Raw genomic sequence first — 25,240 nt, 5'->3', positions numbered from 1 at the left:
GGCAGACGACAAAAGGGTAAAGAAAGCGTTAACACGGCCATGATGAAGCCGAACAACGCGCCCCGTCGTCACCCCTTCCGCGCCACGCTGCCGCGTCTGGCGAGCGTGCCGGTGCGCAGCGACGACAGCGACCTGAAGCTGTTCACCGTCAGCTTCACCGCCTTCTTCATCTGCTTCTATACGTTCTTCCTGTAGGCGGACTCGGCGCGCCGGGTCGCCGCTCGCGCCTTCATGCCGGGCAGCCGTCGTCGCACGCCTTGTGCAGGCGCCAGGCGAGCCACGCCGATACCAGGCACATGGCTGCGACCAGCAGCAGCATGTCGGTCGGCCCCAGTCCCGCCCTGGTCAGCAGGATGACGCCGATCGCGCCGATTGTCATCGACGCGCAGTTGACGACATTGTTCGCCGCCACCGTCCGCGCGGTCTGGTCCTTGGTCACGGTCGTCGTCAGGAAGGCGTAGAGCGGCACGACGAACATCCCGCCGAAGATCGCGATCACCGCCAGCGTGGCGAGTAGGAGCAGCGATTGCGGATGGGTCGCGAAATCCATGACGCCGTACAACGTGCCTTCGGGGGCGGGCACCCACGCCTTTGCCTCGAACGCGAAGGCCAGCACGCACACCGCCATCGCGACGACCGAGGCGGGGGAGTAGCGCGCCGAAATCTTTCCCTTCAGCAACGCGTTGATGATGACCGATCCGATCGCGACCCCGATCGAAAAGATCGCGATGGTCAGCGAGGCGACCTGCTGGTCGGCGGTCAGGACGTTCTTCACCAGCACCGGGAAGATCACGATCAGCACCGACCCGATCGTCCAGAAGAAGCTGATCGACACGATGGCGAGGAACAGCCGGCGGATATGCATCGTCGCCGCGATCAGATGCCAGGACGAGGTGAAGGGATTGAAGTTGACGACCAGTTCGGGGCCACTGCGGGGGGCCGCGGGCACCTGTCGCCCGGTGAACCAGCCGATGATCGCGACCACCACCACCAGCGCGGCGGCATATTCGACGCTGATCCACCCGGCGACGATCGTGCCGGTCAGGACGGAAAGATAGGTCGCCGCCTCGATCAGGCCGGTGCCGCCCAGCACCTGATGATCCTCCAGATGCTGCGGCAGGATCGCGTATTTGATCGGCCCGAAAAAGGTCGAATGGACGCCCAGCATCACGACGGCGCTCAGCATCATCACCACGCCGGTCGTGACATAGCCGGTGCGCGCGATCAGCATTCCCGCCGCGCCATAGAGCATGATGCCGATCTCGGCGGTCTTCACGATGCGGATGATCCGCGCCTTGTCATGCGTGTCGGCCAGCTGTCCCGACAAGGCGGACAGCAATACGAACGGCAGGATCGCAAGGCCGGTGGCCAGCGCGTTGAAATTCTGTTCGCTCGCCGGGTCCTTGAACAATTGATAGGTCGCGAACAGCACCATCGCGTGCTTGAACAGATTATCGTTGAACGCGCCCAGAAACTGGGTGACGAACAGCGGCAGGAAACGGCGCTGCTTCAGCAACCCCAGCGCATTATTCATTCCGGGTACGACCTGATCTACGTGCCTGTCGGCTTGGTTGGTCCGGGTGTAGCCAGCGCGTCCGCCGGCTTCAACGCCGTTTTGCCGCTTTCGCGCGAGGGGCCGGGGATGCTAAGCGCGACATGTGCTGACGCTTCCCAATATCCTGACGTTGTCGCGAATCCTGGCGGTGCCGCTGCTGGTCGCGTTCCTGTGGTGGCCGATGTGGGAGGCGGGCTATGCCATTGCCTTCGCACTGTATTGCCTGATGGGGATCACCGACTATTTCGACGGCTACCTCGCGCGTGCGCAGGGAACGGTGTCGAAGCTGGGCGTGTTCCTCGACCCGATTGCCGACAAGATCATGGTGGCGGCAGTCATCCTGATGCTGGTCGGCACGCGCCACGATGTCGCGATCATCACCGGCATCCACCTGATCGCCGCGCTCGTCATCCTGCTGCGCGAGATCGCGGTGTCGGGCCTGCGCGAGTTCCTGGCGGGCATTCAGGTGTCGTTGCCGGTGTCGCAGCTGGCGAAGTGGAAGACCACGTTGCAGCTCGTGGCATTCGGTGCGCTGATCCTGGCCGGCGCGGTGCCGCAACATGCGTTCGTCCACGTCACCGGGCTGGTGTGCCTGTGGGGCGCCGCCGTGCTGACCGCGATCACCGGCTGGGACTATCTGCGCCTCGGCCTCAGGCACATGGACACGTAATGGCGGTCGAACTGCTCTATTTCGCCTGGGTGCGCGAAGCGATCGGACAGGCCGGCGAGCGGGTCGATCCGCCGGCCGCGGTCGCGACGGTCGCCGATCTGGTCGACTGGCTGTGCCATCGGGGCGAGGGCTATGCCACGGCCTTCGCTGATCGGCAGCGGTTGCGTGCCGCGGTCGATCAGGCGTTCGTGCCGCTCGACACGCCCATCGCCGGCGCGCGCGAGATCGCGCTGTTTCCGCCGGTGACCGGCGGGTGATCCGCGTCGTCGTACAGGAAACGCCGATCGACCTTGCCGCCGAACATGCGGCGGCGGAGGCGGCGGATGCCGGGGCGGTCGCGACCTTTACCGGGCTGGTGCGCGGCGATGACGGCGTTACCGAACTGTCGCTGGAACATTATCCGGGTGCCACCGAGCGTGTGCTGGAGGCGCTGTGCGAGCAGGCAGTGGAACGCTGGTCGCTGGCGAAGGCGGTGATCGTCCACCGGGTCGGGCCGATGGTGCCGGGCGACCGGGTGGTGTTCGTCGCGACGACCGCGCGGCACCGCGGCGCGGCGCTGGAGGCGTGCGCGTTCCTGATCGACCGGTTGAAGACCGGGGCCCCGTTCTGGAAGCGGGAGCGGCGGGGTGCGGAGGCGCGCTGGGTCGAGGCGCGCGAGAGCGACGATGCGGCGGCGGCGCGGTGGGACGACGGGGTTTGACCCGTCCCGTCCCGGCCTGCCCGGTTCGGTCCGAGTAGCGATCGAGCGCAGTCGAGCGCGCGTATCGAGGATGGGGTTCCGTTGGGAGTGGCCGTCGATGTCGCGCTGGCGGACGGGAGTTCTCGACGGACGCTTCTCGACAGGCTCGAAGCTGCTCGAACCGAACGGGGTAGGTGGGGTTGGGGGGGAACTGGGCGGGATTGCTCCCATCCGGCTTCCCTCCCGTTTGGTTCGAGTAGCGATCGAGCGCAGTCGAGAGCGCGTATCGAGAACGGGCGCGCGCAGGGGGGAGCTGTCGAGGTTTCGCTGGCGGACAGGAGTTCTCGACGGACGCTTCTCGACAGGCTCGAAGCTGCTCGAACCGAACGGTCATGGACGATAAAAAACCGGGCGGGATCGCTCCCGCCCGGCTTCATCGTTCAACCCTAGACCCGGATCAGCCGAGCTTCGGTGCCAGCACGCCGTTCACGACATGGACGATGCCGTTCGACTGTTCGACGTTATACTGCTCGACATAGCTCTTGCCGCCGCCGACATCGGTCAGCACCAGCCCGCCATTCTCCAGCGTCGCCTTCAGCGGCTGGCCCTCGACGGTGGTCAGCGTGGCGGTGCCGCCGCCGGCCTCCACCTGCTTCTTCAGCGCGTCGGCATCGAGCTTGCCGGCCACGACGTGATAGGTCAGCAGCTTCGTCAGCGATGCCTTCTGCTCCGGCTTTAGCAACTGGTCGAGCGTGCCGGGCGCGAGGCGGCCAAAGGCCTCGTTGGTCGGTGCGAACACGGTGAACGGACCGGGACCCGACAGCGTCGCAGTCAGGTCGGCGGCCTGTACCGCCTTCACCAGCGTGGTCAGGTTGCTCGCCTTCGATGCGTTGGCGACGATGGTCGCCGTCGGCAGCATCGGCGCGCCGCCGACCACCACCGGTGCGGTGGCGGTGGTGTTGGCACCGGCCTGTACGCCTGCGTTCACACCGCCGACGGGAGTGGTGACAGTGGCAGTGGTGCCGGTCTTCACACCGGTCTGGGCGGTCTGGGCATGGGCCGCGGCGGTCAGCGACAGGGTGAGCGCGGCGGCAGAAATCGTTGCGCGAATCATCGGTTTTCTCCGGTGGTTGCGGTCAAGAATGTTCGACGCCACGAAACGGCATCGACCGGGGAAATACGGTTTCCGACGCGGAACGGTTCCCTATTTGCCCGAACGATCAGGTCCGGTGCGCGGCAAGTACCTCTGCCAGCAGGCGAAAATCCCGCTCGCGCGGAGAGGCGCGGCGCCACACCAATGCGATGCGGCGCGACGCGTTCTGCGCCTCGATCGGACGCGCGCTGACGGCGGTATTGTCGAGAATGCCGGCATCGATCGCCATCTGCGGCAGCATCGTGGTGCCCAGACCATTGTCGACCATCTGGACGATGGTGTGGAGCGACGTGCCCATCATCATCGCCTGCCCGCGTGCCTCCGGCTGCTCGCACGCGCGCAGCGCATGGTCCTTCAAACAGTGCCCGTCCTCCAGCAGGAGCAGGCGTTCGGCATCGATATCGTCGGCGACCATCGGCGTGGTGTCGCTGCCCGCATCGTTACCCGGCACCGCGAGGAACAGCCGGTCGTCGAACAGCGGCGCGGTCTCCACCTCGCCACAGGCATAGGGGAGCGCCAGCAGCACGCAGTCGGTGCGACCATGGTGCAGCCCCTCGCACGCCGCCGCGCTCGGCTCCTCGCGCAGGTACAGCTTCAGTTCGGGATAATCGCGGCGCAGGCGCGGCAGCAGCTGCGGCAACAGGAACGGGGCGATGGTCGGGATGACGCTCATCCGCATTTCGCCCGACAGCGGCCTGCCGGCGGCGCGCGCCATGTCGGTCAGCTCCTCCGCCTCGCGCAGCACGGTCCGCGCCTTGGCGACGATGCTCTCGCCCAGCGGCGTGAAGCGCACCACGCGGCGGGTGCGTTCGACCAGCACCACGCCGATCAGCGTCTCCAGTTCGCGAATGCCCGCCGACAGCGTGGATTGGGTGACGAACGATGCCTCCGCCGCGCGCCCGAAATGGCCGGCATCGCGCAGCGCCACGAGATATTGGAGTTGCTTCAGTGTGGGCAGATAGACCGACATGGCGGATACTTATTCACTCGGTCGATCAATCCCAAGGGCAATTTCGATTGGATCGGTGCGGACCGTACCCTATATCGCGGTGCAGCAATTCACGGTGCGCACCGCACCATAAGAAAGGGCATTCCATGCTGACCGTTGGCGACAAGCTCCCCGAATTCACCGTTCCCGTGCAGCAGGGCACCAATGCGCTTCCGGCTGGCGAGACGCTGAGCCACGACGCGTTCCCGGGCAAGTGGAAGGTGCTGTTCTACTGGCCGAAGGACTTCACCTTCGTCTGCCCGACCGAGATCGTCGGCTATAGCGAGCTGAAGGACGATTTCGCCGATCGCGACGCCGTGCTGATCGGCGCGTCGACCGACACCGCCCACGTCCACCTCGCCTGGCGCAAGTCGGACCCGGATTTGGCCGCTGCCGATTTCCCGTGGATCGCCGACAATGGTGCGGTGCTGGCGGACGCGCTGGGCATCCTCGACAAGAACGAGCATGTCGCCTTCCGCGCGACCTTCATCATCGATCCCGACAACGTCATCCAGGCGGTGCAGGTCAATGGCCTGAACGTCGGTCGCAACCCGGCGGAAACGCTGCGCGTGCTCGACGCGCTGCAGACCGACGAGCTGTGCCCGTGCAACTGGAACAAGGGCGACGACGTCCTGCAGGTCGCGGCGTAATCTTATCCGGGCGGGGCTTCGCGTCCCGCCCGCCACTTTCCGACACCCCAGCGCGGACCAGGGCCTGTTGCCCGGTCGGCTGGGGTGTCGTGTATCTGACGGAGTTTTCCCATGTCGCTCAAGGAATTTGCGGGCCAGCTGCCCGATTTTGCCAAGGATATCCGCCTGAACGTCGGTTCGCTGCTGAACGAAACGGTACTGGACCCGCAGAAGAAGTTCGGGACGATGCTCGCCTGCGCGCACGCCACCGGGCACAAGCCGCTGGTGGACGCCGCCGAGGCCGAAGTCGCCGACAAGCTGTCGCCTGAAGCAGCCAATGCGGCGCGTGCGGCGGCGGCGGTGATGGCGATGAACAACGTCTATTACCGCTTCGTCCACCTCGCCAAGAACAAGGAATATGGCAATCTGCCGGCCAAGCTGCGCATGAACGTCATCGCCGCGCCGGGGATCGAGAAGGTCGATTTCGAACTGTTCAGTCTGGCGGTGTCGGCGATGAACGGCTGCGGCATGTGCATCGACGCGCATGAGGACGTGCTGAAGAAGCACGGCGTGAAGGCCGAGGTCATCCAGGGCGCGGTGCGCATCGGCGCGGTGCTGGCCGCTGTTGCGACCGTGCACGCGGCGGTGGCGTAAGCGGACTTCAAATAAGCGTTACCCCAGCGAAGGCTGGGGTCTCCCCGGGCACGTGCGATGCAGGAGCCGCGAGAGACCCCAGCCTGCGCTGGGGTAACGTTGTGTTGCGGGGGACGCCTACGCTAGCGCCCGATACACGCTGTACAGGCTGGTGATCGTCAGCACGATGCCGACCAGGATCAGCAGCGTGCGCGCCGGGATACGCTTGGCGAACATCGCCCCGAACGGCGCGGCGACGATCCCGCCGATCAGCAGCCCGACCACGGCGGTCGTGAACGCCTCCAGCCCGAGGTTGAACAGGAAGGTCAGCGAGATGCTGACCGTCAGGAAGAACTCGACCGTGTTGACCGTGCCGATCGTCGTGCGCGGCGTGGCACCCTGTACCAGCAGGTTGGACGTGACGACCGGTCCCCAGCCACCGCCACCGGCCGCATCGAGGAAGCCGCCGACCAGCCCCAGCGGGGCGATGACCTTCGGTTCCTTCGGCTCGGGCGGTTTGCGCAGGCCCCGCCACAACAGGTACAGCCCGATCCCCGCCAGATAGGTCATCACGAACGGCCGCGTGACCGACGCGTCGAGCGACGACAGCAGATAGGCCCCCGTCACGCCGCCGACGATTCCCGGCAGCACCAGCCGCCAGAACAGTTTCCAGTTCACATTCTTGTGCAGCGCGTGGCTGATCCCCGACACGCCGGTCGTGAAGCATTCGACGACATGCACGCTGGCCGACGCGGTCGCGGGCGGCACGCCCAGCACGCTCACCAGCAGCGTCGATGAAATCACCCCGAATGCCATGCCCAGCGCACCATCGACGATCTGGGCGGCAAATCCGGCGGCAATGAATTCGGCCAGACGCACCCAGTCGATATTCTCGAACATCCCATTCCCTTCGATGTGGCGCAGCGGCGGTCAGTGATGACGGCAAACGACAATACCTACAAGATACATAGGGTTTGTTGCGCCTACAGTACGACTTGGCGACCGGGGGCGGGCCGCCTACATCAAGGGATAAGAGTCTGCTGCGAAACGCGCGAGCGCGCGTTTCGTGGCGGTGCCGGCCCGCTCCCTCACCCGGCCACCCATCGAGGATACCGGGTGAGGGAGTGGGCCGGCACCGCCAGACTCCGACGACCAAGGGGACTGCACATGGTTGCGCGGCTGTTGCGCTATCTGGATTCGATCAAGGCGCGCGATCCCGCGCCGCGGTCGCGCGCTGAAATCCTGACCTATCCCGGCGTATGGGCGGTCGCGTTTCATAAAGTGTCGCACCGGCTGTTCCGCGCGCGGTGGTATTTCGCGGCGCGTTCGATCAACCATTTCTCGCGCTTCCTGACCGCGATCGACATCCATCCGGGCGCGACGATCGGCCGGCATTTCTTCATCGACCACGGCTTCGTCGTGATCGGCGAGACGGCGGAGATCGGCGACGGCGTGACGATCTACCAGAATGTGACGCTGGGCGGGACCAGCCCCGACAACGGCATCGCGGGCAAGCGGCATCCGACGATCAGCGACGGAGCGATCATCGGGTCGGGTGCGCAGGTGCTCGGGCCGATCACCATCGGCATGCGCGCGCGCGTCGGTGCCAATGCGGTGGTGACGAAGGACGTACCCGAAGGGACGACCGTCGTCGGCATCCCGGCGCGTCCGACCGTGGTGGAGGGCGGGCAGGCGGCCGATCCGCGCTTCGTCCCCTATGGCACGCCCTGCCGCGACAATTTCGATCCGCAGACCCAGCGGATCGAGTTGCTCCGCTGCGAGGTGGAGACGCTCAAGCGGCAGCTGGACGCGCTGCTGGCCGAGCAGCAGGACCATCGCGACCGCGCCTGATGGGGATCGTCACACCCTTTCCCACGTCGCGTCAGCCGGGGCAGATCGGCTTCGAACGCGCCGAACTGACCCGCATCCTGGACCTGTACGGCCGGATGGTCGCGGCGGGGCACTGGCGCGACTATGCGATCGACCTGGGCCGCGACGCCGCCGTGTTCAGCGCCTTCCGCCGCGCCACCGAACGACCAGAATTTCGGATCGAGAAGCGGCCATCCCTGCGCAACAAGCAGGGCATGTGGGCGCTGGTGGGGGAAGCCGGCGCGATCGTGAAGCGCGGGCATGAGCTGGGTCCGGTGCTGGCCCCGGTCGAACGCCGGCTGATGAAGCTGGTTGAGGAATGAAAAAGCGGCTCCGGTTGCCCGGAGCCGTGAGGTACGCTTCGTAAGGAAATGGTTCAGGCCATCGCCACCGGCGGCAGGCGTTCACCCATGCCGCCCAGCAGCCCAACCACCTGACGCCGCATCGGTTGCCAGAAAACCGACAAAGTGAGCAGCGCCGAGCCGATGACGAAGGCGGTGAACGCCGCCGACAGCTCGACCGCGCCGGCCTGTTGGAACAGGGCGTAGAGCGCATAGAGGACATAGGCGAGGCTGGAGACGAGGAGCGCACGGCGGTCCACTGCGAGCGCCACCACGCCGAAGGCGACATAGAGCGCGATCACCACCGCCGCCATCGGTGCCGTGACCGTCGGGCCGAATACGCCCAGCAGCTGGAACAGCGAATGGGCGACCAATGGCGCGGCGACGAGGTGAAGCCAGAAGGCGACGTCGCTGCGGCGCGTGCGGCGATCCCGATCGGACAGGTCCCAGCGCATCGCGGCGGCGAACACGCCGACCCCGCCGAGCAGCGTGACCGGATAGAAATTGTCCTTGAGCGCCGGAAAGGCGGCGACCAGCAGCGCCGCGACCGTCACGACCAGGGCCGCTGCCCCCGCCGCGACCGTGATCGGCACCATGAACCGCCGCCAATGCGCCCAGGCCGATCCCGCCGCGACGATGCCGATGCCGGCAAAGATCATCGCGGTCGTGCGGTCGGGCACGTTCTGCGGATCGATCTCGACCACGATCCCGAACAGTGTCGCAGCGACCCCGCCGACAAAGGCGAGCAGCAACAGGATGCTGGGCAGCGCCATGCGGCGACGCGCGGTGAAATATTCCGCGAGGAACCAGGAAGCGCCGGCGACACCCAGACCGCCGAGTGGCGTCAGGATCGTGCCGCCGATCCATGCGAGCGACACCAGCAGCAACGCGAGCGCGACCGATACGAAAATGTCGTTGAAGCCGGTCAGCAGGCGGAAATGCTCCTCATCCACCACCGGAGTCGCGCGTTGCCGCGCGATATGGGCACGCAGCGCGTCGGCGGCGTCGTGCGACAGCACGCCCGCCTCCACCGCTCCGTTCAGATCGCTCTCGCTATACATGTCATGGCCTCCCTGTATTGGTGGACTATGACACATGTGTATTGCTGGTGCAATACAGGTGAACGGTCAGTAGTTCGGCCAGAGGCCGGGCGTGGCGAGTTCGACGACATGGCCATCGGGATCATCGAAGTACAGGCTGCGACCGCCACCGGGCCAGCGGACCTCGCCGGTAATCGCGATGCCGCGCTGCTCGAGGTGATCCCGCCACATGGCATGATCCGCATCGGCGATGGCGAAGGCCATGTGCAGCCGGCCGGCGCCATCATGGCCGGGAATCGCACCGCCCGGCGTCGCCATGGTTTCGGATGATCCGCCGCGACGGAACAGCAGCAGCACGCTGCGCCGACCGGCATCCAGCGCCGCCATTCGTTCGTTCCGCAACAGGATCGGCCGGCCGAGGTCGCCGGCAAAAAACGCGACCGACCGGTCGAGATCGGTGACGTACAGCGCCGTTTCCAGCACGCCGTCGATCGGAGGGGCAGTGGTCGACATCGGTCAGCGCCGCGTCATCGGCGGGGTGAGGCGGCGGTCACTGCGGGAAAGGAGCGAATGAAAGAAGGTGGCAAGGCAGGTCTCCTGCTGGATACCCGCACCATATCGCCCGGAGAGTGCTGGACCCGGAAAAAAGGCGCCCCGCTGATCTAGCGAGGCGCCATCGTCAGCCATCAGGCCGGTAGGTCTCAACGACCGCCCGGATTGCGGCAGCCGTCCTTCAGCGTCCGGGTGCACACCGGGTAGCTGTCCTTCGCCGGCGGCGGCGGGGTCATCTGCGGCGGCGCGAACTGCACCTGCTGGCCGGCCATCGGAGCGCCGGCCATCGGCGCACCTGCCATCGGGGCCGGCGGTGCCATCGGTGCCGGGGCTGCCGTGGTCGCCATCGGATCGGACGGCGGGGTATTGGCGTCCGGCGCAGCCGGTGCGTCCGGGGCCGGCGGCGGCGTCATGTTGTCGGCCGGCGGCGTCGGCGCGGTGGTCGTGCCCGGCTGCATCGTCGCATCGGGGGCCGGCGTCATCGGCGGCGTGGTCTGTGCGACGGCGGCGCTACCCATCAGCAGGGCGGCCATGAAAGCGACAGTCTTCATCGGAAAACTCCTTTTCGACTTGTTTCGTTTAGGCTGCGAACCAAACGAGCAAGTACGAAAAGGTTTCCGCGCAAGTTTTCAGCCCGTCGCGTCCAGAGCATAGCCTGCCGAGCGGACCGTACGGATAATATCGGGCCGGTCGCCGACATTGATCGCCTTGCGCAGCCGCCGGATATGTACGTCCACGGTCCGAGATTCGATGTCCGAATCATGGCCCCACACCGCATCGAGCAACCGTTCGCGGGAAAACACCCAGCCGGGATGTTCGAGTAAATGCTTCAGGAGGCGGAATTCGGTCGGCCCCAGCGGCACGACCTCGCCGCCGCGCCGTACGCGGTGGCCGACCGTGTCCATCTCGATATCGGCATAGCTGAGCGATTCGCCCGCCAGTGCCGGGCGCACGCGGCGCAGCACGGCGTTGACGCGCGCAACCAGTTCGCGGGGGGAGAAGGGCTTGGTAACGTAATCGTCGGCCCCGGTTTCCAGGCCGCGCACGCGATCCTCTTCCTCGCCGCGCGCGGTCAGCATGATGATCGGGACGTTCTGCGTCGCGGCCTGACGGCGGAGCTGGCGGCAGACCTCGATCCCCGACAGCCCTTCGACCATCCAGTCGAGCAGGACGATATCGGGCGTCGCCTCCCGCGCCAGCAACAGCGCCTCTTCACCCTCATGGGTGCGGACGACCTCGAAATCCTCGCGCTGGAAATGGAAGGCGATCAGTTCGGCGAGCGCCGCATCGTCTTCCAGCAGCAACATGCGTGCCTTGCTCATGATTATCCTGCGAAATCGGGGGTTTCACGCTCCGCCATCGTCTGGCCGGTGGCGGCGAAATAGACCATTTCGGCGACATTGGTCGCATGGTCGCCGATGCGTTCGAGATTCTTGGCGACGAACAGTAGGTGCGCGACCTGGCTGATCGTCTTTGGGTTCTCGACCATGTACGTCACCAGCACGCGGAAGATGCTGTTGTAATAATCGTCCAGCGCACTGTCGCGCTTGCAGATTTCGACCGCCGCCTGCGCGTCGCGCGCCGAAAAGGCGTTGAGCACGTCATGCACCATGTCCGACGCCAGCTGCGCCATGGCGGGCAGGATGCTCAGCGGTTCGATGCGCGGGTCGTGGGTCTCGCCATGGATCGATGCGACCCGCTTGGCAATGTTCTTCGCATAGTCGCCGATGCGTTCGATCACGGCGGCGATCTTCAGCGCCGCGACCACCTCGCGCAGGTCGTCGGCCATCGGCGCGCGCAGGGCGATAACGCGCACGGTCAGCTTCTCGACCTCCGCCTCGATCGCGTCGATCGCCTTGTCCTTGGCGCGGACTTCCTTGGCCAGCGCCGGATCGTTGCGGGTCAGCGCCAGCATCGCGTCGCTGATCGCCTGTTCGGCAAGGCCGCCCATCTGCGAAATCAGTGCGCGCAAATGGCCGATGTCGCGATCGAACGCCTTGACCGTGTGTTCGTGGCCCGTCGCCATCTCTTTCCCCTCAGCCATAACGGCCCGTGATATAGTCTTTTGTGCGCTCCTGGCGGGGGTTGGTAAAGATGTCCGAGGTCCGGCCATATTCGACCAACGTGCCGAGGTGGAAGAAGGCGGTGCGCTGCGATACGCGCGCCGCCTGCTGCATATTGTGGGTGACGATCGCGATGGCGTAGCGCCCGCGCAGTTCGTGGATCAGTTCCTCGATCTTGGCGGTCGCGATCGGGTCGAGCGCCGAGCAGGGCTCGTCCATCAGGATCACTTCGGGATCGACCGCGATGGCGCGCGCGATGCACAGCCGCTGCTGCTGCCCGCCCGACAATGCGGTGCCGCTGTCGGTCAGCCGGTCCTTCACCTCGTTCCACAGGCCCGCGCGGGTCAGCGATCGTTCGACGATCCCGTCCATGTCGGCCTTGGACGCCGCCAGCCCATGGATGCGCGGGCCATAGGCGACGTTCTCGTAGATCGACTTGGGGAACGGGTTCGGCTTCTGGAACACCATGCCGACGCGCGCGCGCAGCTGCACCACGTCCATCGCGGGGGAATAGATATCCTCGCCATCCAGCCGGATATCGCCGGTGACGCGCGCCGACGACACGGTATCGTTCATCCGGTTCATCGTACGCAGGAAGGTCGACTTGCCGCAGCCCGACGGGCCGATGAACGCCGTCACATGTTCCATGTCGATATCGATCGACACGTCCTTGATCGCCTGCTTCTGGCCATAGAACACGTCGACGCCGCGCGCCGACAGTTTCGGGGTCGCGTTGTTGAGTTGGGTGTCGGTCATTACCAGCGGGTCTCGAAGCGATTGCGGAGATAGATGGCGAGCGCGTTCATCGCGAGGAGGAACGCCAGCAGCACGAGGATCGCGGCGCTGGTCTTTTCGATGAAGCCGCGGCTGACCTGATCGGACCACAGGAAGATCTGCACCGGTAGCACGGTCGCCGGATCGGCGAAGCCCTGGGGCGGCTGGCTGATGAAGGCGCGCATCCCGATCATCAGCAGCGGCGCGGTCTCGCCCAGCGCGCGGGCCATGCCGATAATCGTGCCGGTCAGGATGCCGGGCAGGGCAAGCGGCAGGACGTGATGGAACACCACCTGCACCTTCGACGCGCCGATGCCGAGCGCTGCGTCGCGGATCGAGGGCGGCACCGCCTTGATCGCGTTGCGCCCGGCGATGACGATGACGGGCATGATCATGAGGGCCAGCGTCAGCCCGCCGACGATCGGTGCCGAGCGCGGCAGGTTCAGCGTGCCGAGGAAGACCGCCAGGCCGAGCAGGCCGAAGATGATCGAGGGTACCGCCGCCAGATTGTTGATCGAAACCTCGATCAGATCGGTCCAGCGGTTCCGGGGGGCATATTCCTCAAGGTACAGCGCCGACAGCGTGCCGACCGGGAAGGCGATCAGCAGCGTGACGAGCATCGTCATCAGCGAGCCTTTCAGCGCGCCCCAGATGCCGACCGCCGTAGGATCGGTCGAATCGGCCGACTGGAAGAAGTCGGTGTTGAACCCGGTCGAGATCGCACCGGCCCGTTCGAGCTTCGCGACCAGCGCTTCGTCCGCGGGGTCGCCATCGGCCTTGCTTGCTTCCTCGATCCCCGGCGCGGCGGGAACGGGGATGCTGACCTTGCGCGACAGGATCGACGGGTCGTCCTTGATCGCGTTGCGCACCGTCAGCCACGCGCTGTCGGAGATCACGCGGTTTTCCTCGCCGAACGCTGCCGCAGCCGCGCCGTTGACCGTGTTCTCCAAGCCCGCGCCTGCCAGCGCGAGGTCGGCACCGCGCGTTTTGAGTTGCGCACGGTCGACCTCCAGCCCGGCGGCGGGGAAATCGATCGGCAGCGTGACCATCGTCCGCTGGAACCCGCCGATCCCGCTCATCAACATCGTGACGAGCAGGAAGGCGAGGAACCCGCCCGACAGCACGACGGCGGCAAGGCCGAACAGGCGGAAGCGACGCTCGGCGGCATAGCGGCGGCGGATGCGCTTCTGCATCGCCCCGGTCTTCCAGTCGGTCGGCACGCGTTCCGGCGCGGCGGCCCGCTCGACGGCGGGCGATCCGGCCACGAGGCTGGGACTATTCATAGGCTTCCCGGTAGCGTTTCACGACGCGCAGCGCGACGACGTTGAGAAGGAAGGTGATCGCGAACAGCGTGAGGCCGAGCGCGAAGGCGGCGAGCGTCTTCGGGCTGTCGAACTCCGCCTCGCCGGTCAGCAGATCGACGATCTGCTTGGTGACCGTTGTCGCGCTTTCGAACGGGTTGAGCGTGATCGAGGCGGCACCCGATGCCGCCATGACGACGATCATCGTCTCGCCGATCGCGCGACTGACGGCGAGCAGCACGCCGGCGACGACGCCGGGGAGCGCGGCGGGGAGCAGCACCTTGCCGATCGTCTCGCTGGTAGTGGCACCCATCGCCAGGCTGCCGTCGCGCATCGACTGCGGCACCGCCGCGATCGAATCATCGGCCATCGAGGAGACGAAGGGAATGATCATCACCCCCATCACGAGGCCGGCGGCGAGCGCGCTTTCCGAACTGGCGAACGGCATCCCCAGCATGACGGCAAGGTCGCGGATCGCGGGACCCACGGTCAGCGCGGCGAAATAGCCATAGACCACGGTCGGCACGCCGGCGAGGATCTCGAGGATCGGCTTCATCCACTTGCGTACGGTGGGCCTGGCGTATTGCGTCAGATAGATCGCGCTCATCAGCCCGAACGGGATGGCGACGATCATCGCGATGACCGCACCGATGAAGAAGGTGCCCCAGAACAAAGGCACCGCGCCCAAAGTCGCGCCCGGATCGGTCGAGCGGATGACCTGCGGGCTCCAGTTGGTGCCGAACAGGAAGTCGGTGACCGGCACGATGCGGAAGAAGCGCCAGCTTTCGATCACCAGCGACAGGAAGATGCCGAGCGTGGTCAGGATCGCGATCAGTGACGCGACCAGCAGCGCCAGCATCACCGCGCGTTCGACCTGCGTCCGCGCGCGATAGTCGGGGCGGATGCGGGTGAAGGCGAACGCCCCGCCGGCAAAGGCGAGCAGGATCGCCAGCGCGGTGCCGATCCAGTCGTAGCGGCTTTGCGCGGCGGCATAGGTCGGGGCCAGCACCTCCGCCTGCGGGTTGAACGCGCCATAGGCGTTGCCGAGCGCCAGCGCGCGCGCCTCGGCAAGGATCGCCGAGCGTTCGAAGCCGGGGCCGGGAAGGCCGGCGGCGGCGGGTGCCTGCAGCACCGCGTCGCGGACCAACGCGGGCGACACCGCGCTCCAGATGCTGAGGAAGAGCAGGGCAGGGGCCGCGATCCAGATCGCCATGTGCCAGCCATGCTGGCTGGGCAGCGAATTCGGCCGGTCGGCGGCGGTCGCCGGCTTGGCGAAGCGGGCGGCACGCGCCCGCGCCACCATCCAGCCGATGGCGCCGAACCCCAGCATCAGCAGGATCAGGGTGAAGCCGTGCATCAGTGCAGCCCTGCCGGGTTCATCGGGGTCTGGTTCGCGATCTCTGCGGCCGATTCGGCGCGGACGGCGGCGGGAGCGGCGATCATGCCCCTCCGGGTCAGCGGACCGTTCGGGTCCCACGACCGGGCATAGGCGGCGAGGAAGTCGTTCATGCCCGGCACCGGCTTGATATGCGCTTTCTTGACATAGATGAACAGCGGTCGCGCCCCGGGATAGCTGCCATCGGCGATGCTGTCATAGCTCGGGACGATCCCGTCGATCGGCACGCCGTGCAGCCGCGACTTGTTTTCCTCGAGATAGGAATAGCCGAAGATGCCGACGGCGTTGGGGTTGGTCGACAGGTTCTGCACGATCAGATTGTCGTTCTCGCCCTTGTCGACATAGGCCGCGTCCTCGCGGATGCGGGTGCAGATATCCTCGTACCGGTCCTTGTCGCTGTCCTTCAGCGCCTTGACCCCCGGCACCGCCGCTTCGCAGGCCGGCACCATGATGAGTTCGACCAGCGCGTCGCGGGTGCCGCTGGTGGCGGGTGGGCCGAAGAACTGGATCGGGATCGCGGGCAGCGCCGGGTCGATCTCGTTCCACATCCGCGCCTTGTTGGGCTTGCCCAGCGGGTTGGCCGACAGCGCCATATAGACGTCGCGCTTGGAAAGTTTCAGCTTCGGGCCATTGTTCGATTCGGCCAGCGCCACGCCGTCGACGCCGACCTGCACCTCCATGATATCCTTCACCCCGTGCGCGGCGCAGGTCGCATATTCCGACTTCTTCAGCCGGCGCGACGCGTCGAGGATATCCGGGTGCTGCGGACCGACGCCGGCGCAGAACAGCGCCGCACCCGCGCCAGTCCCGGTCGATTCGACCAGTGGCGCGCGCAGATCGGGGTTCGCGTTCACCAGCATTTCGGCGACGGCGGTGGTGAAGGGATAGACGGTCGAGGAGCCGACGACGCGGATATGGTCGCGCGACGTCTGCGGCTCACAGGCGGTGAGCGCGAGGCCTAGGGCCAGGACGGGCGCGATCCGGCGGGTCATGCGGTTCCAGTTTCCATCGGCGTATACGGTCATTCGCGACGCTCCGCCGTCCTGTGTTACCATGGCGTTACGGCTTTATGACACCGTGGAGGGGCAGCAGGACGGAAACCGTCGTGCCATCGCCCACCACGCTGCCGATATCGAGCCGGCCACGGTGCCGTTCGACGATATGCTTGACGATGGCAAGGCCCAGGCCCGTGCCGCCCAGCGCGCGGCTGCGCCCTGAATCGACACGATAAAATCGCTCGGTCAGCCGCGGCAGATGCTCGATCGCCACGCCTTCGCCATGGTCGCGCACGACGAGTGCGGCCATCGTGTCGCGCTGGGTCAGGCTTATTTCGACCGGCGTGCCGGCGCGGCCATATTTCATCGCATTGCCCATGACGTTGTGCAGCAACTGCGACAGCTGCGCCCGGTCGCCGATCACGCTGACGCCAGGCGCGATCGACAGCATGATATCCGCCCCGCGCGTCGGGTTGGTCGCGGCCAGTTCGTCGCGCACCGCCGCCACCATCGCCGACAGGTCGACCCGCTGGTCGGGTGGGCGATATTTCTCCGCCTCGATCCGGCTCAAGGAGATCAGGTCGTCGATCAGTCGCTGCATCCGCCGCGCTTCGTCGTTCATGACCTTCAGGAAGCGTTCGCGGACGCCTGCGTCCTCGCCCGCCTCGTCGCGCAGCGTTTCGATGAAGCCCAGCAGCGAGGCGAGCGGCGTGCGCAGTTCGTGGCTGGCGTTCGCGACGAAATCGACCCGCATCTTTTCGGTCGCGCGGTTGCCGGTGCGGTCGACCAGATGGACCAGCCGGCGGTCGTCCGACAGGGGGCGGACCCGCATCTCCCAGCTCTGGTCCCGTGCGCCAAGGCCGACCAGCCCAACCGGCTCGCGATCGTCGCGCGTGCCGAACAGCCGTTCGGCGGCGGCCGGGTGGCGGATGGCGAGGCGGACGTCGCCGCCGACGATATGCTGGCCGAGCAGCGCGAGCGCGGCGGGGTTCGCCGCCTCGACATGGCCCGCGACGATCACCAGGATCGGTTCGTCGACCGCATCGATCGCCGCCTGCGTCGCGCCGGCGACATGCTGGCGCGCGGTATCGGGCGATTCGCCGCTGCCGCGTTCGGGGGGATGCAGCCCGGCGACCAGCACCGCGGCGACGGCACCGACCAGCACCACCGCGCTGGCATTGATCCCGGCACCCAGCAGCAGCGCCAACAGGGCGACACCGACCGCGATGACGAGGGCGAGGGGCAGGCGGGGGCCGAATTCGTCCATCGGCCCCGATTAGGCGGAAGTGACGCCCAAGGCCAGTGCCGGCAACGTTGCCCCGCCCCCGGACAGGCTTAACCCTCTTTGTCGTTGCGAAAACCGGTGCATTGGGGAAGATGGCGGCATGACCGACACGCCCACCCCCCCGACCGATGGCACGCTCGCGCGGCGCACGCTGCTGATCGGCGCGGCAAGCGCGTCGGCGGTGGTGTCGATCCGCCCCGCACTGGCGCAGACCCAGGCGTCGATCATGACCTGCGAAATCCCGATCCCCGACCGTGCCCGCGCCGGTCAGATGATCGCCGCTGACGGACAGACCGTCGCTCCCGGGACGCCGGGTGCCTTTCCGGGGGCCAACCGCCCGTTCACCGGCGAGCAGATCAAGGCGGCGATGAAGGGGCGGAATTTGCCCGGTGCCGATGGCGACACCACCCGCGCCTATCTGAAATATGTGCAGCGGTTGCAGAACGGGACCAGCGGCTTCACCTGCTTCGCCTCGCTCCAGATGCCGCGCGGCTGACGTTCCCGTGCCGGCACGCTATCGCGCGCCGCCGCCGGCCGCTCTCCGGATCGTTGCCCTCGACCGGCTGAGCGCCGTCTATCATCGCGCGTCCGGCCAGACCCATGTCGTCGCGCCGCCGGTGCCCGAAATCCTCGACCTGCTTGCCGACCGCGCGATGACGCCTGCGGAACTGCTGGCGGCGCTCGCCGAGCGGTTCGACCTGCCCGACGGCGATGCGACGGCGCTGACCGCGCGGCTCGACGAACTGGTCGAAACCGGGCTGGTCGAGCGCCTGGACGAACCGGCGTGAGGCACGCCACGACCCTGCGCATCGGGCCGGTCGGGTTCCGCATCGGCAGCGAATGGCGCGCTCCCATCGATCAGTTGCGCGACCTGTATCGCGACTATCCCCGGCCCGACGACGGCATCGTCGATTTCAACGTCCGCCTGTTCGCCGCGCGACCGTGGCGGCGGTTCGTACGCCCATCGGTCATGATCGGCGGCGACTTCACCATTCCCGACGCCGCGCCATTGCCGCTGGCGCAGGGATTGCTGGCGGCGGAAATGGGGATGAATTTGCAGATGGCGCTGGCGCAGCGTCGCTATCTGCTGCTCCACGCCTCTGCGGTAGAGCGCGACGGGCGGGCGCTGTTGATGACGGGGGAGTCGGGCGCGGGCAAGTCGACGCTGGCGGCGCTGCTGATGACGCGCGGCTGGCGGTTGATGGGCGACGAATTCGCGCTGCTCGATCCGGTCACGGGGCTGCTCCACGCCTTTCCCCGGCTCATCAGCCTGAAGAATGCAGCGGTCGGGGTGATGGAGCGCGCCGCGCCGGACGGGCGGTTCGGGCCGCTGCTGCCGGGTACGCCCAAGGGCGACATCCGCCATCTGGTCCCCGACGCCGCCGCGATTACCGCGATGGACCGGCCGGCGATGCCTGCGCTGCTGCTGTTCCCGACCTATGGGCAGGAAAGCGACGTGCGTGTGGTCGAGCCGGCCGAGACGTTCGTGCGGCTGACCCAGGCATCGACGAATTACGTGGCGATGGGCGAGCGCGGGTTCGATGCGTTGACCGGCCTTGTCGGACGGATGCCGGTGCGGGCGATCGACTATCCCGATACCGACACCGCGCTGGCGCTGGTCGAGCGGTTGTGGGGGGCGTTGACATGAGCGGCGCGCTGGTCGCCGCCGTGCTGTCCGATCCGGCGCGGTCGGAAACGCTGACGCCCGACCAGTGGAATGCGCTGGTCGCGGCGGCACGGGCGGAACAGCTGATCGGAAGCGTGGCCACGCGATTGGAAGGGCTGGGCACTCCCGCCGCGCGCATCATGGCCGACGCCCGCGCGTCAGCCGAACAGGGGCGGGTGGCGGCGTTGTGGGAAGCGGAGGCGGCGCGCCGGGTACTCGCGCCGCTCGGCATACCGGTCGTGCTGTTGAAGGGCACCGCCTTCGTCGCGGCCGGGCTGGACGCGGGACGGGGGCGGGCGATCGGCGACCTCGATATCCTCGTGCCGCGCGAGCATCTCGACGCGGTGGAGGCGGCATTGCTGGCCGCCGGGTGGGAATGGGTGAAGCCCGACCCCTATGACGACGCCTATTACCGCCGCTGGATGCACGAACTGCCACCGCTGATCCACCGGGAGCGGGACCGGATGATCGACGTCCACCACACGATCCTGCCGCCCACCGCACGGCCGACTCCCGACGCCTCGCTGCTGATCGCGGACGCCGTGCCGCTGGGCAACGGGCTGTCGGTGCTGTCACCGGAGGACATGGTGATCCACGCCGCCGCGCACCTGTTCGCCGATGGCGACCTGCAGGGCGGTTTGCGCAATTTGTGGGACATCGACCGGCTGGTGCGTGAATTTGTTGAGCGCGACGCCGGGTTCGTCGCATCGTTGACCGAGCGGGCGGCGCTGCACGATCTATTGGCAGCTGTCGCGCGGGCGCTGCGACTGGCCCGGTGGATCTACGGGACGCCGGGCGGAGGCGATCCCGTCGCGTCCGACGCGCTGTTCGCCCGCCGCCTGCTGGCGCGTGACGGCTGGGGGCGGCTCAGCCACAAGGGGACCGAGTTCGGCTTCTACGTCCGCTCGCATTGGCTCCGGATGCCGCCGGTCATGTTGGCGCGGCATTTGTGGACGAAGTTTCGGAAGAGATAGCCGCCAGCATTGGAATGTCGCGACTGACACTCATTCCCGTATCGCGGCATCCAACGCTAGAACGGCCTGCTTTAGAATGCTGTCCGCCCACCGATCTGCATCGGCCTCGTGCCGTAGCCAGTCATAATTCGCTGCGAGCATAATGCGGGTTGCCTCCGGGGCGACGGCTGCAAGGTCGCGCCAAGCAATGATGGCGTTGACCGTCAAATCTCCGGGGTAGAGGTCGCACTCGGCTTGGGGATATCTTGCGGCGAACGTCGCCACGGGACGGGCCAGCCACCGCAGCCCGAGCCGCTGCCCGACAAGCAGCCGGCACTGCGCGCATGTCAGGTCAGTGCCCGGGCTATGCCACGCATCTGCCAAGCGCCGCTCCAATCCCGAGCGGAAGAAGCCAATACGCGCCTTCACGATGTCGCCCGTCAGTTCACTGAGCGAGATAGGCGGCAGTGTCTCGCTCGGTAGGAAATCGAGTAAGCGAGCAGTGCCGTTCCGTGTTTCGATCATGAGGATGGTATCGCCCGTGGTGCGCCGTGCTTTATGTCCGCCAAACGCCTACCGCCACATCCCCCGCGTATCGTACAACTGCTTGCCTGCGCGCGCCTCGGCCGGCACCGCCTTGAACACGCTATGGTCGACCAGCACGACCAGAATGTCGTTCGCCAGTCCCTTGTCCAGCGACACCAGCCGCCCGCCGGCGAGCGACCGGGGCAGGGTGGTGACGAACGGTTCGACCAGGTCGATCCGGTCGCCGTACCGCGCGATCAGTTCGGCGGCGACCTTTACCGCCGGGCTTTCGCGCAGGTCGTCGATGTCCGCCTTGAACGCGAGGCCCAGCAGCGACGCGCGGGCGTCCGGCGACGCGTCGAGCATCGCCACGACCCGGCCGACGACATGGTCGACCTTGCCGTCGTTCACTTCGCGCGCGGTGCGGATCAGCGGCGTCTGTTCCGGGGCGGCATCGACGATGAACCACGGATCGACCGCGATGCAATGCCCGCCTACGCCCGGACCGGGTTTGAGGATGTTGACGCGCGGATGGCGGTTGGCCAGCTCGATCACGTCCCACACGTTCAGGTCCATCTTGTCGCAGACGATCGACAATTCGTTGGCGAAGGCGATGGCGACGTCGCGGCTGGTATTCTCGACCAGCTTGACCATTTCCGCCGTCCGCGCAGTGGTGACGGTGCAGGCCCCCTCGACGAAGCGGCGATAGAAGCCGCACGCCGCCTCCGCGCACGCCGGGGTGATCCCGCCAATCGATCGTTCGTTCGACACGAGTTCGAGAATGATGCGACCGGGCAGCACGCGCTCCGGGCAATAGGCGACGGCGATATCGGGCGTATCCGACAGGCCGGGCAGGGCGAGGTCCGGGCGCAGTTCGGCCAGCAGGTCGCGAATCTGTTCGGTGGTCCCGACCGGCGAGGTCGATTCGAGGATCACCGTATTGCCCTTGCGCAATACCGGCGCGATCGCGCGGGTGGCGTTCAGGACATAGCTGAGGTCCGGCACATGGCCCGGCCCGAACGGTGTCGGCACCGCGATGACGAAGATATCGGCCGGCGCCGGCACGGTCGCGGTGGTCAGGCGGCCGAGCAGCACGACGTCGCGCACCAGCGTGTCGAGATCGGCTTCCTCGATATGAATGTCGCCGCGCGCCACCGTGTCGACGACATGCTGGCTGACATCGATGCCGATGACCCGCGCACCCGAGCGGGCGACGACGGCGGCGGTCGGCAGGCCGATATAGCCCAAGCCAACGACGCACACGTCATAGGTGTCGGCGGCGGTGATCCGCTGTTCAAGCATAGAGGGTCTCCACGATGCGGGCGGAGGCATGGCCGTCTCCGAAAGGGTTATGCGCCCGTGCCATCGCGGCATAGGCATGGGGGGCGTCGAGCAGCGTGCCGACTTCGGCGACGATGCGGTCCTCGTCCGATCCGATCAGCTTTGCGGTCCCGGCCATGACGCCTTCGGGGCGCTCGGTCGTCTCGCGCATTACCAGCACCGGCTTGCCGAGGCCCGGTGCTTCCTCCTGCACCCCGCCCGAATCGGTCAGGACCAGATGGCACAGGTCGAGCAGGCGGACGAAATGCGGGTAATCCTGCGGGGCGATCATCGCGACGCGCGGATTGTCGCCGAGGATCGCTTCCATGGGGGCACGAACCTGCGGGTTGGGATGGACCGGGAAGATGACGCCGACATCCTCGCGTTCGGCGATGCGGGCGATGGCGCGGGCGATATTCTCCATGCCCCCGCCGAAATTCTCGCGGCGATGGGTGGTGACCAGCACCACGCGCTTGCCCGCGAACCGATCAGCCAGCGTATCGAGCGCCTGCGTCCGCTCCGGATCGGCGGCGATCCGCTCGCGCGCCATGTGCAGCGCGTCGATCACCGTGTTGCCGGTCACCAGCACGCGGTCCGCCGGCACATTCTCGGCCAGCAGCGCATCGGCGGCGGTCTGCGTCGGGGCGAAGTGCAGGTCGGCGATGCTGCCGACGATCTTGCGGTTCACCTCTTCGGGCCAGGGATGATAGATGTCGTGGCTGCGCAGGCCCGCCTCGACATGGGCGACGGGCACCTTGCGATAATAGGCGGCGAGGGCTGCGACCATCGCGGTGGCGGTGTCGCCCTGCACGATCACCCGGTCGGGCTGCTCCGCATCGAACACCGGGCCAAGGGCGTCGAGCAGCCGCGCGGTCAGCCCGTCCAGCGACTGGCCGGCGGTCATGATGTTCAGGTCGATATCGGGCGCGATGCCCGCGAACTCCATCACCTGGTCCAGCATCTCGCGATGCTGCGCGGTCACCACGACGCGGGTGTCGAAGCCGGGATGGGCGCGTAAGCGCTGGATCAGCGGGAACAGCTTGATCGCCTCGGGCCGCGTGCCGAATATGACCAGGATCCGCTGTACCCGCTTGCCCATCATACGCCCCCGCGACCGGAATTGGCCGCTACCACGGCCGGGTTAGCGGCGGGAGCTTAATAATTGGTGGCGCTCAACTCCTCCCCGCTCGCGGGGAGGGGGACCGTCCGCGTAGCGGATGGTGGAGGGGGATCGCCACGCAACGCAACGGTTTTGTCTGCGGACAACCCCCTCCAACACCGCTTCGCGGCGGTCCCCCTCCCCGTGCCGGGGAGGAGCCTAGTTGTGATACCGCTCGGCGATGCGGTCCCGCGAGGCATTCGGCGCGATCTTCGCCTCGGCGGCTTCCAGCGCGTGCCAGTCCGCGACATCGGGCAGCGACGGGATGCACACCGCCTCACCCAGCTCCAGCCCGCGCAGCGACGCCACGACCAGATCGTCCGGCTCCATCACCCGTTCGGGCGGGAAGTCGTCGATGCTCTTGCCCGCGACATGGTGGAAATCGGTCGCGGTCACGCCGGGGATCAGCAGCTGGACGCGGATGTTCGTATCCTTCGTCTCCGACTGCATCACGCGGGTATAATAGGCGACATAGGCCTTGGTCGCGCCATAGCCGGCATAGGTCGGCATCTTGGTGAACAACGTGCCCGACCCGACATTGATGATCGTACCCTTGCCCGACCGCTTCATGCCGGCCATCGCCGCATCGGCGAGGCGGCTGAACGCCACGACGTTCAGCAGCAGCATGTCGGTCATGTCGTCGCGGTCGCCTTCGCCGACCTTGCCGATCGCGGCGAAGCCGGCATTGTTGACGAACAGCGCGATGGGTTCGCCCGCCTCCAGCCGTTCCTCGACCACGTCGAGGTCGTCCGGGTCGGCCAGGTCGGCGGCGATCACCTCGATATCGATGCCGTGCTCGACCGACAGCTGTTCGGCGAGATCGCGCAAGCGGTCCTCGCGCCGGGCGACGATGACGAGGTCGTGGCCGGTCCGCGCGAGGTGGTGCGCGAAGCTGAGGCCGATACCGGACGATGCGCCGGTGATGAGGGCGACGGGGCGGGTCATGGCAATTCCTCGAATGGGAAGGGGGTCAGGCGCCCAAACGCGCGAGCGTCGGGATCAGTTCGTCGAAATGATCGATCACCGCATCCGCCCCCAATTCGGCGACCGGCTGCATCAGGAACCCGAACGAGCAGGCCACCGAAGGAATGCCGGCATTCTTCGCGGCATCGATGTCGAAATGCGAATCTCCGACGAACGCCGCCCGCCCCCCGCCACAGCGTTCGATCATCGCATCGATCGGCGCGCGGTTGGGCTTCGACTTGCCCGGCCCCAGCGTATCGCCGCCGATGATGCAGGCGAAGCGGCGGGTGAGATCGAGTTCGTCGAGCAGGCGCAGCGCCAACCCCTCCAGCTTGTTGGTGACGATCGCGACCGTCACGCCCATCGCGCCCAGCCGGTCGAGTGCCGCCATCGCGCCGGGGAACGGCCGCGAATGCACCGCGATATGCGCCTCGTAATAGTCGAGCAGCAGCCGGTGGAGCCGGGTCAGCTCCGCCTCGTCACAGCCGCCGGTCGCTTCCATCCCCTGCCGCAGCATGTGCTTGGCACCGCCGCCGATCATCGGAATGACCTGTTCGCGCGTCAGCAGCGGCCGCCCGGCGTCGGCGAGGGCATGATTCACCGCATCGGTCAGGTCGCCGCTGGTATCGATAAAGGTCCCGTCGAGGTCGAAGCCGACGATATCGAATGAAATCTTTGTCATGTGGCCGGCTTTGGCGTGGGCGATATGGAATTGGCAAGGGTCGTGTGCC

31 protein-coding genes are annotated in these 25,240 nt (G+C 66.9%); 12 read left to right on the top strand and 19 right to left on the bottom strand.

The genetic code is table 11. From position 1 onward, the window contains the following. Positions 1–39: 39 nt before the first annotated feature. Complete coding sequence (locus tag MF609_RS00235) at positions 40–195, top strand: hypothetical protein (protein WP_242414330.1); 156 nt, start codon at positions 40–42, stop codon at positions 193–195. 34 nt (positions 196–229) lie between these two features. Here MF609_RS00235 and MF609_RS00230 read toward each other — a convergent pair whose 3' ends face one another. Next, entirely contained in the window at positions 230–1,534 is a 1,305-nt protein-coding gene (locus MF609_RS00230; RefSeq protein WP_242414329.1) for an MFS transporter, read from the bottom strand. Positions 1,535–1,658: 124 nt separating this feature from the next. Between MF609_RS00230 and pgsA the strand changes: the two genes are divergently transcribed. Genes pgsA through MF609_RS00215 form a run of 3 tightly spaced genes read left to right on the top strand, consistent with a single transcriptional unit; the run spans position 1,659 to position 2,925 of the window. Next, a complete protein-coding gene (gene pgsA / locus MF609_RS00225) occupies positions 1,659–2,225 on the top strand; it encodes a CDP-diacylglycerol--glycerol-3-phosphate 3-phosphatidyltransferase (protein ID WP_242414328.1) in 567 nt (188 codons plus the stop codon). Then, a complete protein-coding gene (gene moaD / locus MF609_RS00220; RefSeq protein WP_242414327.1) occupies positions 2,225–2,482 on the top strand; it encodes a molybdopterin converting factor subunit 1 in 258 nt (85 codons plus the stop codon). The genes pgsA and moaD overlap by 1 nt, the downstream gene beginning before the upstream one ends. Next, positions 2,479–2,925: a molybdenum cofactor biosynthesis protein MoaE gene (locus MF609_RS00215; RefSeq protein ID WP_242414326.1), complete on the top strand. Its 447-nt coding sequence runs from the start codon at positions 2,479–2,481 to the stop codon at positions 2,923–2,925. Before moaD ends, MF609_RS00215 begins: the two co-directional genes overlap by 4 nt. A 436-nt stretch (positions 2,926–3,361) precedes the next feature. On the opposite strand, the gene MF609_RS00210 is transcribed toward MF609_RS00215, so the two are convergent. After that, a complete protein-coding gene (locus MF609_RS00210) occupies positions 3,362–4,018 on the bottom strand; it encodes a fasciclin domain-containing protein (RefSeq protein ID WP_242414325.1) in 657 nt (218 codons plus the stop codon). Between the two features lie 106 nt (positions 4,019–4,124). After that, on the bottom strand, positions 4,125–5,027 hold the full coding sequence (locus tag MF609_RS00205; RefSeq protein WP_242414324.1) for a hydrogen peroxide-inducible genes activator: 903 nt from the start codon (positions 5,025–5,027) through the stop codon (positions 4,125–4,127). Positions 5,028–5,152: 125 nt separating this feature from the next. Here MF609_RS00205 and MF609_RS00200 point away from each other — a divergent pair, with 125 nt between their 5' ends. Both MF609_RS00200 and ahpD read left to right on the top strand, forming a co-directional pair. Then, a complete protein-coding gene (locus MF609_RS00200) occupies positions 5,153–5,695 on the top strand; it encodes a peroxiredoxin (RefSeq protein ID WP_242414323.1) in 543 nt (180 codons plus the stop codon). Between the two features lie 111 nt (positions 5,696–5,806). Next, a complete protein-coding gene (gene ahpD, locus MF609_RS00195) occupies positions 5,807–6,328 on the top strand; it encodes an alkylhydroperoxidase, AhpD family (protein WP_242414322.1) in 522 nt (173 codons plus the stop codon). 117 nt (positions 6,329–6,445) lie between these two features. Here ahpD and MF609_RS00190 read toward each other — a convergent pair whose 3' ends face one another. After that, a complete protein-coding gene (locus MF609_RS00190; protein ID WP_242414321.1) occupies positions 6,446–7,207 on the bottom strand; it encodes a sulfite exporter TauE/SafE family protein in 762 nt (253 codons plus the stop codon). A 267-nt stretch (positions 7,208–7,474) separates the two neighbouring features. On the opposite strand from MF609_RS00190, the gene epsC reads away from it, so the two are divergent. Together epsC and MF609_RS00180 are read left to right on the top strand one after the other, a co-directional pair. Further along, on the top strand, positions 7,475–8,158 hold the full coding sequence (gene epsC / locus MF609_RS00185) for a serine O-acetyltransferase EpsC (protein WP_242414320.1): 684 nt from the start codon (positions 7,475–7,477) through the stop codon (positions 8,156–8,158). After that, a complete protein-coding gene (locus MF609_RS00180) occupies positions 8,158–8,499 on the top strand; it encodes a DUF2794 domain-containing protein (RefSeq protein WP_242414319.1) in 342 nt (113 codons plus the stop codon). The genes epsC and MF609_RS00180 overlap by 1 nt, the downstream gene beginning before the upstream one ends. 53 nt (positions 8,500–8,552) lie before the next feature. Here the strand turns inward: MF609_RS00180 and MF609_RS00175 are convergent, their stop codons facing one another. The 10 genes from MF609_RS00175 to MF609_RS00130 form a co-directional block, all read right to left on the bottom strand. Beyond that, positions 8,553–9,578, bottom strand: a complete 1,026-nt coding sequence (locus MF609_RS00175) for a hypothetical protein (RefSeq protein WP_242414318.1) — start codon at positions 9,576–9,578, stop codon at positions 8,553–8,555. A 66-nt stretch (positions 9,579–9,644) separates the two neighbouring features. Next, entirely contained in the window at positions 9,645–10,070 is a 426-nt protein-coding gene (locus MF609_RS00170) for a VOC family protein (RefSeq protein ID WP_242414317.1), read from the bottom strand. A 188-nt stretch (positions 10,071–10,258) separates the two neighbouring features. After that, positions 10,259–10,660, bottom strand: coding sequence for a hypothetical protein (locus MF609_RS00165; RefSeq protein ID WP_242414316.1), 402 nt, complete (start codon positions 10,658–10,660; stop codon positions 10,259–10,261). Between the two features lie 78 nt (positions 10,661–10,738). Continuing rightward, entirely contained in the window at positions 10,739–11,431 is a 693-nt protein-coding gene (gene phoB / locus MF609_RS00160) for a phosphate regulon transcriptional regulator PhoB (RefSeq protein WP_242414315.1), read from the bottom strand. A 2-nt stretch (positions 11,432–11,433) separates the two neighbouring features. Next, positions 11,434–12,135, bottom strand: a complete 702-nt coding sequence (phoU, locus tag MF609_RS00155) for a phosphate signaling complex protein PhoU (RefSeq protein WP_242414314.1) — start codon at positions 12,133–12,135, stop codon at positions 11,434–11,436. A gap of 10 nt (positions 12,136–12,145) precedes the next feature. Next, complete coding sequence (gene pstB, locus MF609_RS00150) at positions 12,146–12,928, bottom strand: phosphate ABC transporter ATP-binding protein PstB (RefSeq protein WP_242414313.1); 783 nt, start codon at positions 12,926–12,928, stop codon at positions 12,146–12,148. Beyond that, positions 12,928–14,139, bottom strand: coding sequence for a phosphate ABC transporter permease PstA (pstA, locus tag MF609_RS00145; RefSeq protein ID WP_242415135.1), 1,212 nt, complete (start codon positions 14,137–14,139; stop codon positions 12,928–12,930). The genes pstB and pstA overlap by 1 nt, the downstream gene beginning before the upstream one ends. Positions 14,140–14,221: 82 nt before the next feature. Continuing rightward, complete coding sequence (pstC, locus tag MF609_RS00140) at positions 14,222–15,604, bottom strand: phosphate ABC transporter permease subunit PstC (RefSeq protein ID WP_242414312.1); 1,383 nt, start codon at positions 15,602–15,604, stop codon at positions 14,222–14,224. Next, positions 15,604–16,668, bottom strand: coding sequence for a substrate-binding domain-containing protein (locus MF609_RS00135; RefSeq protein WP_242414311.1), 1,065 nt, complete (start codon positions 16,666–16,668; stop codon positions 15,604–15,606). The genes pstC and MF609_RS00135 overlap by 1 nt, the downstream gene beginning before the upstream one ends. A 34-nt stretch (positions 16,669–16,702) precedes the next feature. Further along, on the bottom strand, positions 16,703–17,905 hold the full coding sequence (locus tag MF609_RS00130) for an ATP-binding protein (protein ID WP_242414310.1): 1,203 nt from the start codon (positions 17,903–17,905) through the stop codon (positions 16,703–16,705). Positions 17,906–18,023: 118 nt separating this feature from the next. On the opposite strand from MF609_RS00130, the gene MF609_RS00125 reads away from it, so the two are divergent. From MF609_RS00125 to MF609_RS00110, 4 genes are read left to right on the top strand one after another with little or no spacing between them, the layout of a single operon-like run. Further along, on the top strand, positions 18,024–18,419 hold the full coding sequence (locus tag MF609_RS00125) for a hypothetical protein (RefSeq protein ID WP_242414309.1): 396 nt from the start codon (positions 18,024–18,026) through the stop codon (positions 18,417–18,419). Between the two features lie 7 nt (positions 18,420–18,426). Further along, a complete protein-coding gene (locus MF609_RS00120; RefSeq protein WP_242414308.1) occupies positions 18,427–18,711 on the top strand; it encodes an HPr-rel-A system PqqD family peptide chaperone in 285 nt (94 codons plus the stop codon). Next, on the top strand, positions 18,708–19,571 hold the full coding sequence (locus MF609_RS00115) for an HprK-related kinase A (protein ID WP_242414307.1): 864 nt from the start codon (positions 18,708–18,710) through the stop codon (positions 19,569–19,571). Before MF609_RS00120 ends, MF609_RS00115 begins: the two co-directional genes overlap by 4 nt. Then, on the top strand, positions 19,568–20,563 hold the full coding sequence (locus tag MF609_RS00110; RefSeq protein WP_242414306.1) for a nucleotidyltransferase domain-containing protein: 996 nt from the start codon (positions 19,568–19,570) through the stop codon (positions 20,561–20,563). Before MF609_RS00115 ends, MF609_RS00110 begins: the two co-directional genes overlap by 4 nt. A 30-nt stretch (positions 20,564–20,593) precedes the next feature. On the opposite strand, the gene MF609_RS00105 is transcribed toward MF609_RS00110, so the two are convergent. From MF609_RS00105 to MF609_RS00085, 5 genes are all read right to left on the bottom strand, one after another. Next, the gene (locus MF609_RS00105) at positions 20,594–21,067 is read right to left on the bottom strand and encodes a hypothetical protein (protein ID WP_242414305.1); all 474 of its coding nucleotides are present in this window, start codon (positions 21,065–21,067) and stop codon (positions 20,594–20,596) included. Positions 21,068–21,115: 48 nt separating this feature from the next. Beyond that, on the bottom strand, positions 21,116–22,369 hold the full coding sequence (gene wecC / locus MF609_RS00100; RefSeq protein WP_242414304.1) for a UDP-N-acetyl-D-mannosamine dehydrogenase: 1,254 nt from the start codon (positions 22,367–22,369) through the stop codon (positions 21,116–21,118). Beyond that, complete coding sequence (gene wecB, locus MF609_RS00095; RefSeq protein WP_242414303.1) at positions 22,362–23,486, bottom strand: non-hydrolyzing UDP-N-acetylglucosamine 2-epimerase; 1,125 nt, start codon at positions 23,484–23,486, stop codon at positions 22,362–22,364. The genes wecC and wecB overlap by 8 nt, the downstream gene beginning before the upstream one ends. A 219-nt stretch (positions 23,487–23,705) precedes the next feature. Then, positions 23,706–24,491, bottom strand: a complete 786-nt coding sequence (locus MF609_RS00090) for an SDR family NAD(P)-dependent oxidoreductase (protein WP_242414302.1) — start codon at positions 24,489–24,491, stop codon at positions 23,706–23,708. 25 nt (positions 24,492–24,516) lie between these two features. Further along, positions 24,517–25,191, bottom strand: a complete 675-nt coding sequence (locus tag MF609_RS00085; protein WP_242414301.1) for an HAD-IA family hydrolase — start codon at positions 25,189–25,191, stop codon at positions 24,517–24,519. Positions 25,192–25,240: the final 49 nt, after the last annotated feature.

It is taken from the genome of Sphingomonas panni (assembly GCF_022664435.1).
GTDB lineage: Bacteria > Pseudomonadota > Alphaproteobacteria > Sphingomonadales > Sphingomonadaceae > Sphingomonas > Sphingomonas panni.
The sequence above is the reverse complement of the archived record's forward strand: the minus strand, read 5'-3'. Positions and strand labels throughout refer to the sequence as shown.

Coding starts and splice junctions, on each gene's coding strand:
- MF609_RS00235 (WP_242414330.1), top strand. CDS start 40: ATGATGAAGCCGAACAACGCGCCCCGTCGTCACCCCTTCCGCGCCACG.
- MF609_RS00230 (WP_242414329.1), bottom strand. CDS start 1,534: ATGAATAATGCGCTGGGGTTGCTGAAGCAGCGCCGTTTCCTGCCGCTG.
- moaD (WP_242414327.1), top strand. CDS start 2,225: ATGGCGGTCGAACTGCTCTATTTCGCCTGGGTGCGCGAAGCGATCGGA.
- MF609_RS00210 (WP_242414325.1), bottom strand. CDS start 4,018: ATGATTCGCGCAACGATTTCTGCCGCCGCGCTCACCCTGTCGCTGACC.
- MF609_RS00205 (WP_242414324.1), bottom strand. CDS start 5,027: ATGTCGGTCTATCTGCCCACACTGAAGCAACTCCAATATCTCGTGGCG.
- MF609_RS00200 (WP_242414323.1), top strand. CDS start 5,153: ATGCTGACCGTTGGCGACAAGCTCCCCGAATTCACCGTTCCCGTGCAG.
- ahpD (WP_242414322.1), top strand. CDS start 5,807: ATGTCGCTCAAGGAATTTGCGGGCCAGCTGCCCGATTTTGCCAAGGAT.
- MF609_RS00190 (WP_242414321.1), bottom strand. CDS start 7,207: ATGTTCGAGAATATCGACTGGGTGCGTCTGGCCGAATTCATTGCCGCC.
- epsC (WP_242414320.1), top strand. CDS start 7,475: ATGGTTGCGCGGCTGTTGCGCTATCTGGATTCGATCAAGGCGCGCGAT.
- MF609_RS00180 (WP_242414319.1), top strand. CDS start 8,158: ATGGGGATCGTCACACCCTTTCCCACGTCGCGTCAGCCGGGGCAGATC.
- MF609_RS00175 (WP_242414318.1), bottom strand. CDS start 9,578: ATGTATAGCGAGAGCGATCTGAACGGAGCGGTGGAGGCGGGCGTGCTG.
- MF609_RS00170 (WP_242414317.1), bottom strand. CDS start 10,070: ATGTCGACCACTGCCCCTCCGATCGACGGCGTGCTGGAAACGGCGCTG.
- MF609_RS00165 (WP_242414316.1), bottom strand. CDS start 10,660: ATGAAGACTGTCGCTTTCATGGCCGCCCTGCTGATGGGTAGCGCCGCC.
- phoB (WP_242414315.1), bottom strand. CDS start 11,431: ATGAGCAAGGCACGCATGTTGCTGCTGGAAGACGATGCGGCGCTCGCC.
- phoU (WP_242414314.1), bottom strand. CDS start 12,135: ATGGCGACGGGCCACGAACACACGGTCAAGGCGTTCGATCGCGACATC.
- pstB (WP_242414313.1), bottom strand. CDS start 12,928: ATGACCGACACCCAACTCAACAACGCGACCCCGAAACTGTCGGCGCGC.
- pstA (WP_242415135.1), bottom strand. CDS start 14,139: ATGCAGAAGCGCATCCGCCGCCGCTATGCCGCCGAGCGTCGCTTCCGC.
- pstC (WP_242414312.1), bottom strand. CDS start 15,604: ATGCACGGCTTCACCCTGATCCTGCTGATGCTGGGGTTCGGCGCCATC.
- MF609_RS00135 (WP_242414311.1), bottom strand. CDS start 16,668: ATGACCGTATACGCCGATGGAAACTGGAACCGCATGACCCGCCGGATC.
- MF609_RS00130 (WP_242414310.1), bottom strand. CDS start 17,905: ATGGACGAATTCGGCCCCCGCCTGCCCCTCGCCCTCGTCATCGCGGTC.
- MF609_RS00125 (WP_242414309.1), top strand. CDS start 18,024: ATGACCGACACGCCCACCCCCCCGACCGATGGCACGCTCGCGCGGCGC.
- MF609_RS00110 (WP_242414306.1), top strand. CDS start 19,568: ATGAGCGGCGCGCTGGTCGCCGCCGTGCTGTCCGATCCGGCGCGGTCG.
- MF609_RS00105 (WP_242414305.1), bottom strand. CDS start 21,067: ATGATCGAAACACGGAACGGCACTGCTCGCTTACTCGATTTCCTACCG.
- wecC (WP_242414304.1), bottom strand. CDS start 22,369: ATGCTTGAACAGCGGATCACCGCCGCCGACACCTATGACGTGTGCGTC.
- wecB (WP_242414303.1), bottom strand. CDS start 23,486: ATGGGCAAGCGGGTACAGCGGATCCTGGTCATATTCGGCACGCGGCCC.
- MF609_RS00090 (WP_242414302.1), bottom strand. CDS start 24,491: ATGACCCGCCCCGTCGCCCTCATCACCGGCGCATCGTCCGGTATCGGC.
- MF609_RS00085 (WP_242414301.1), bottom strand. CDS start 25,191: ATGACAAAGATTTCATTCGATATCGTCGGCTTCGACCTCGACGGGACC.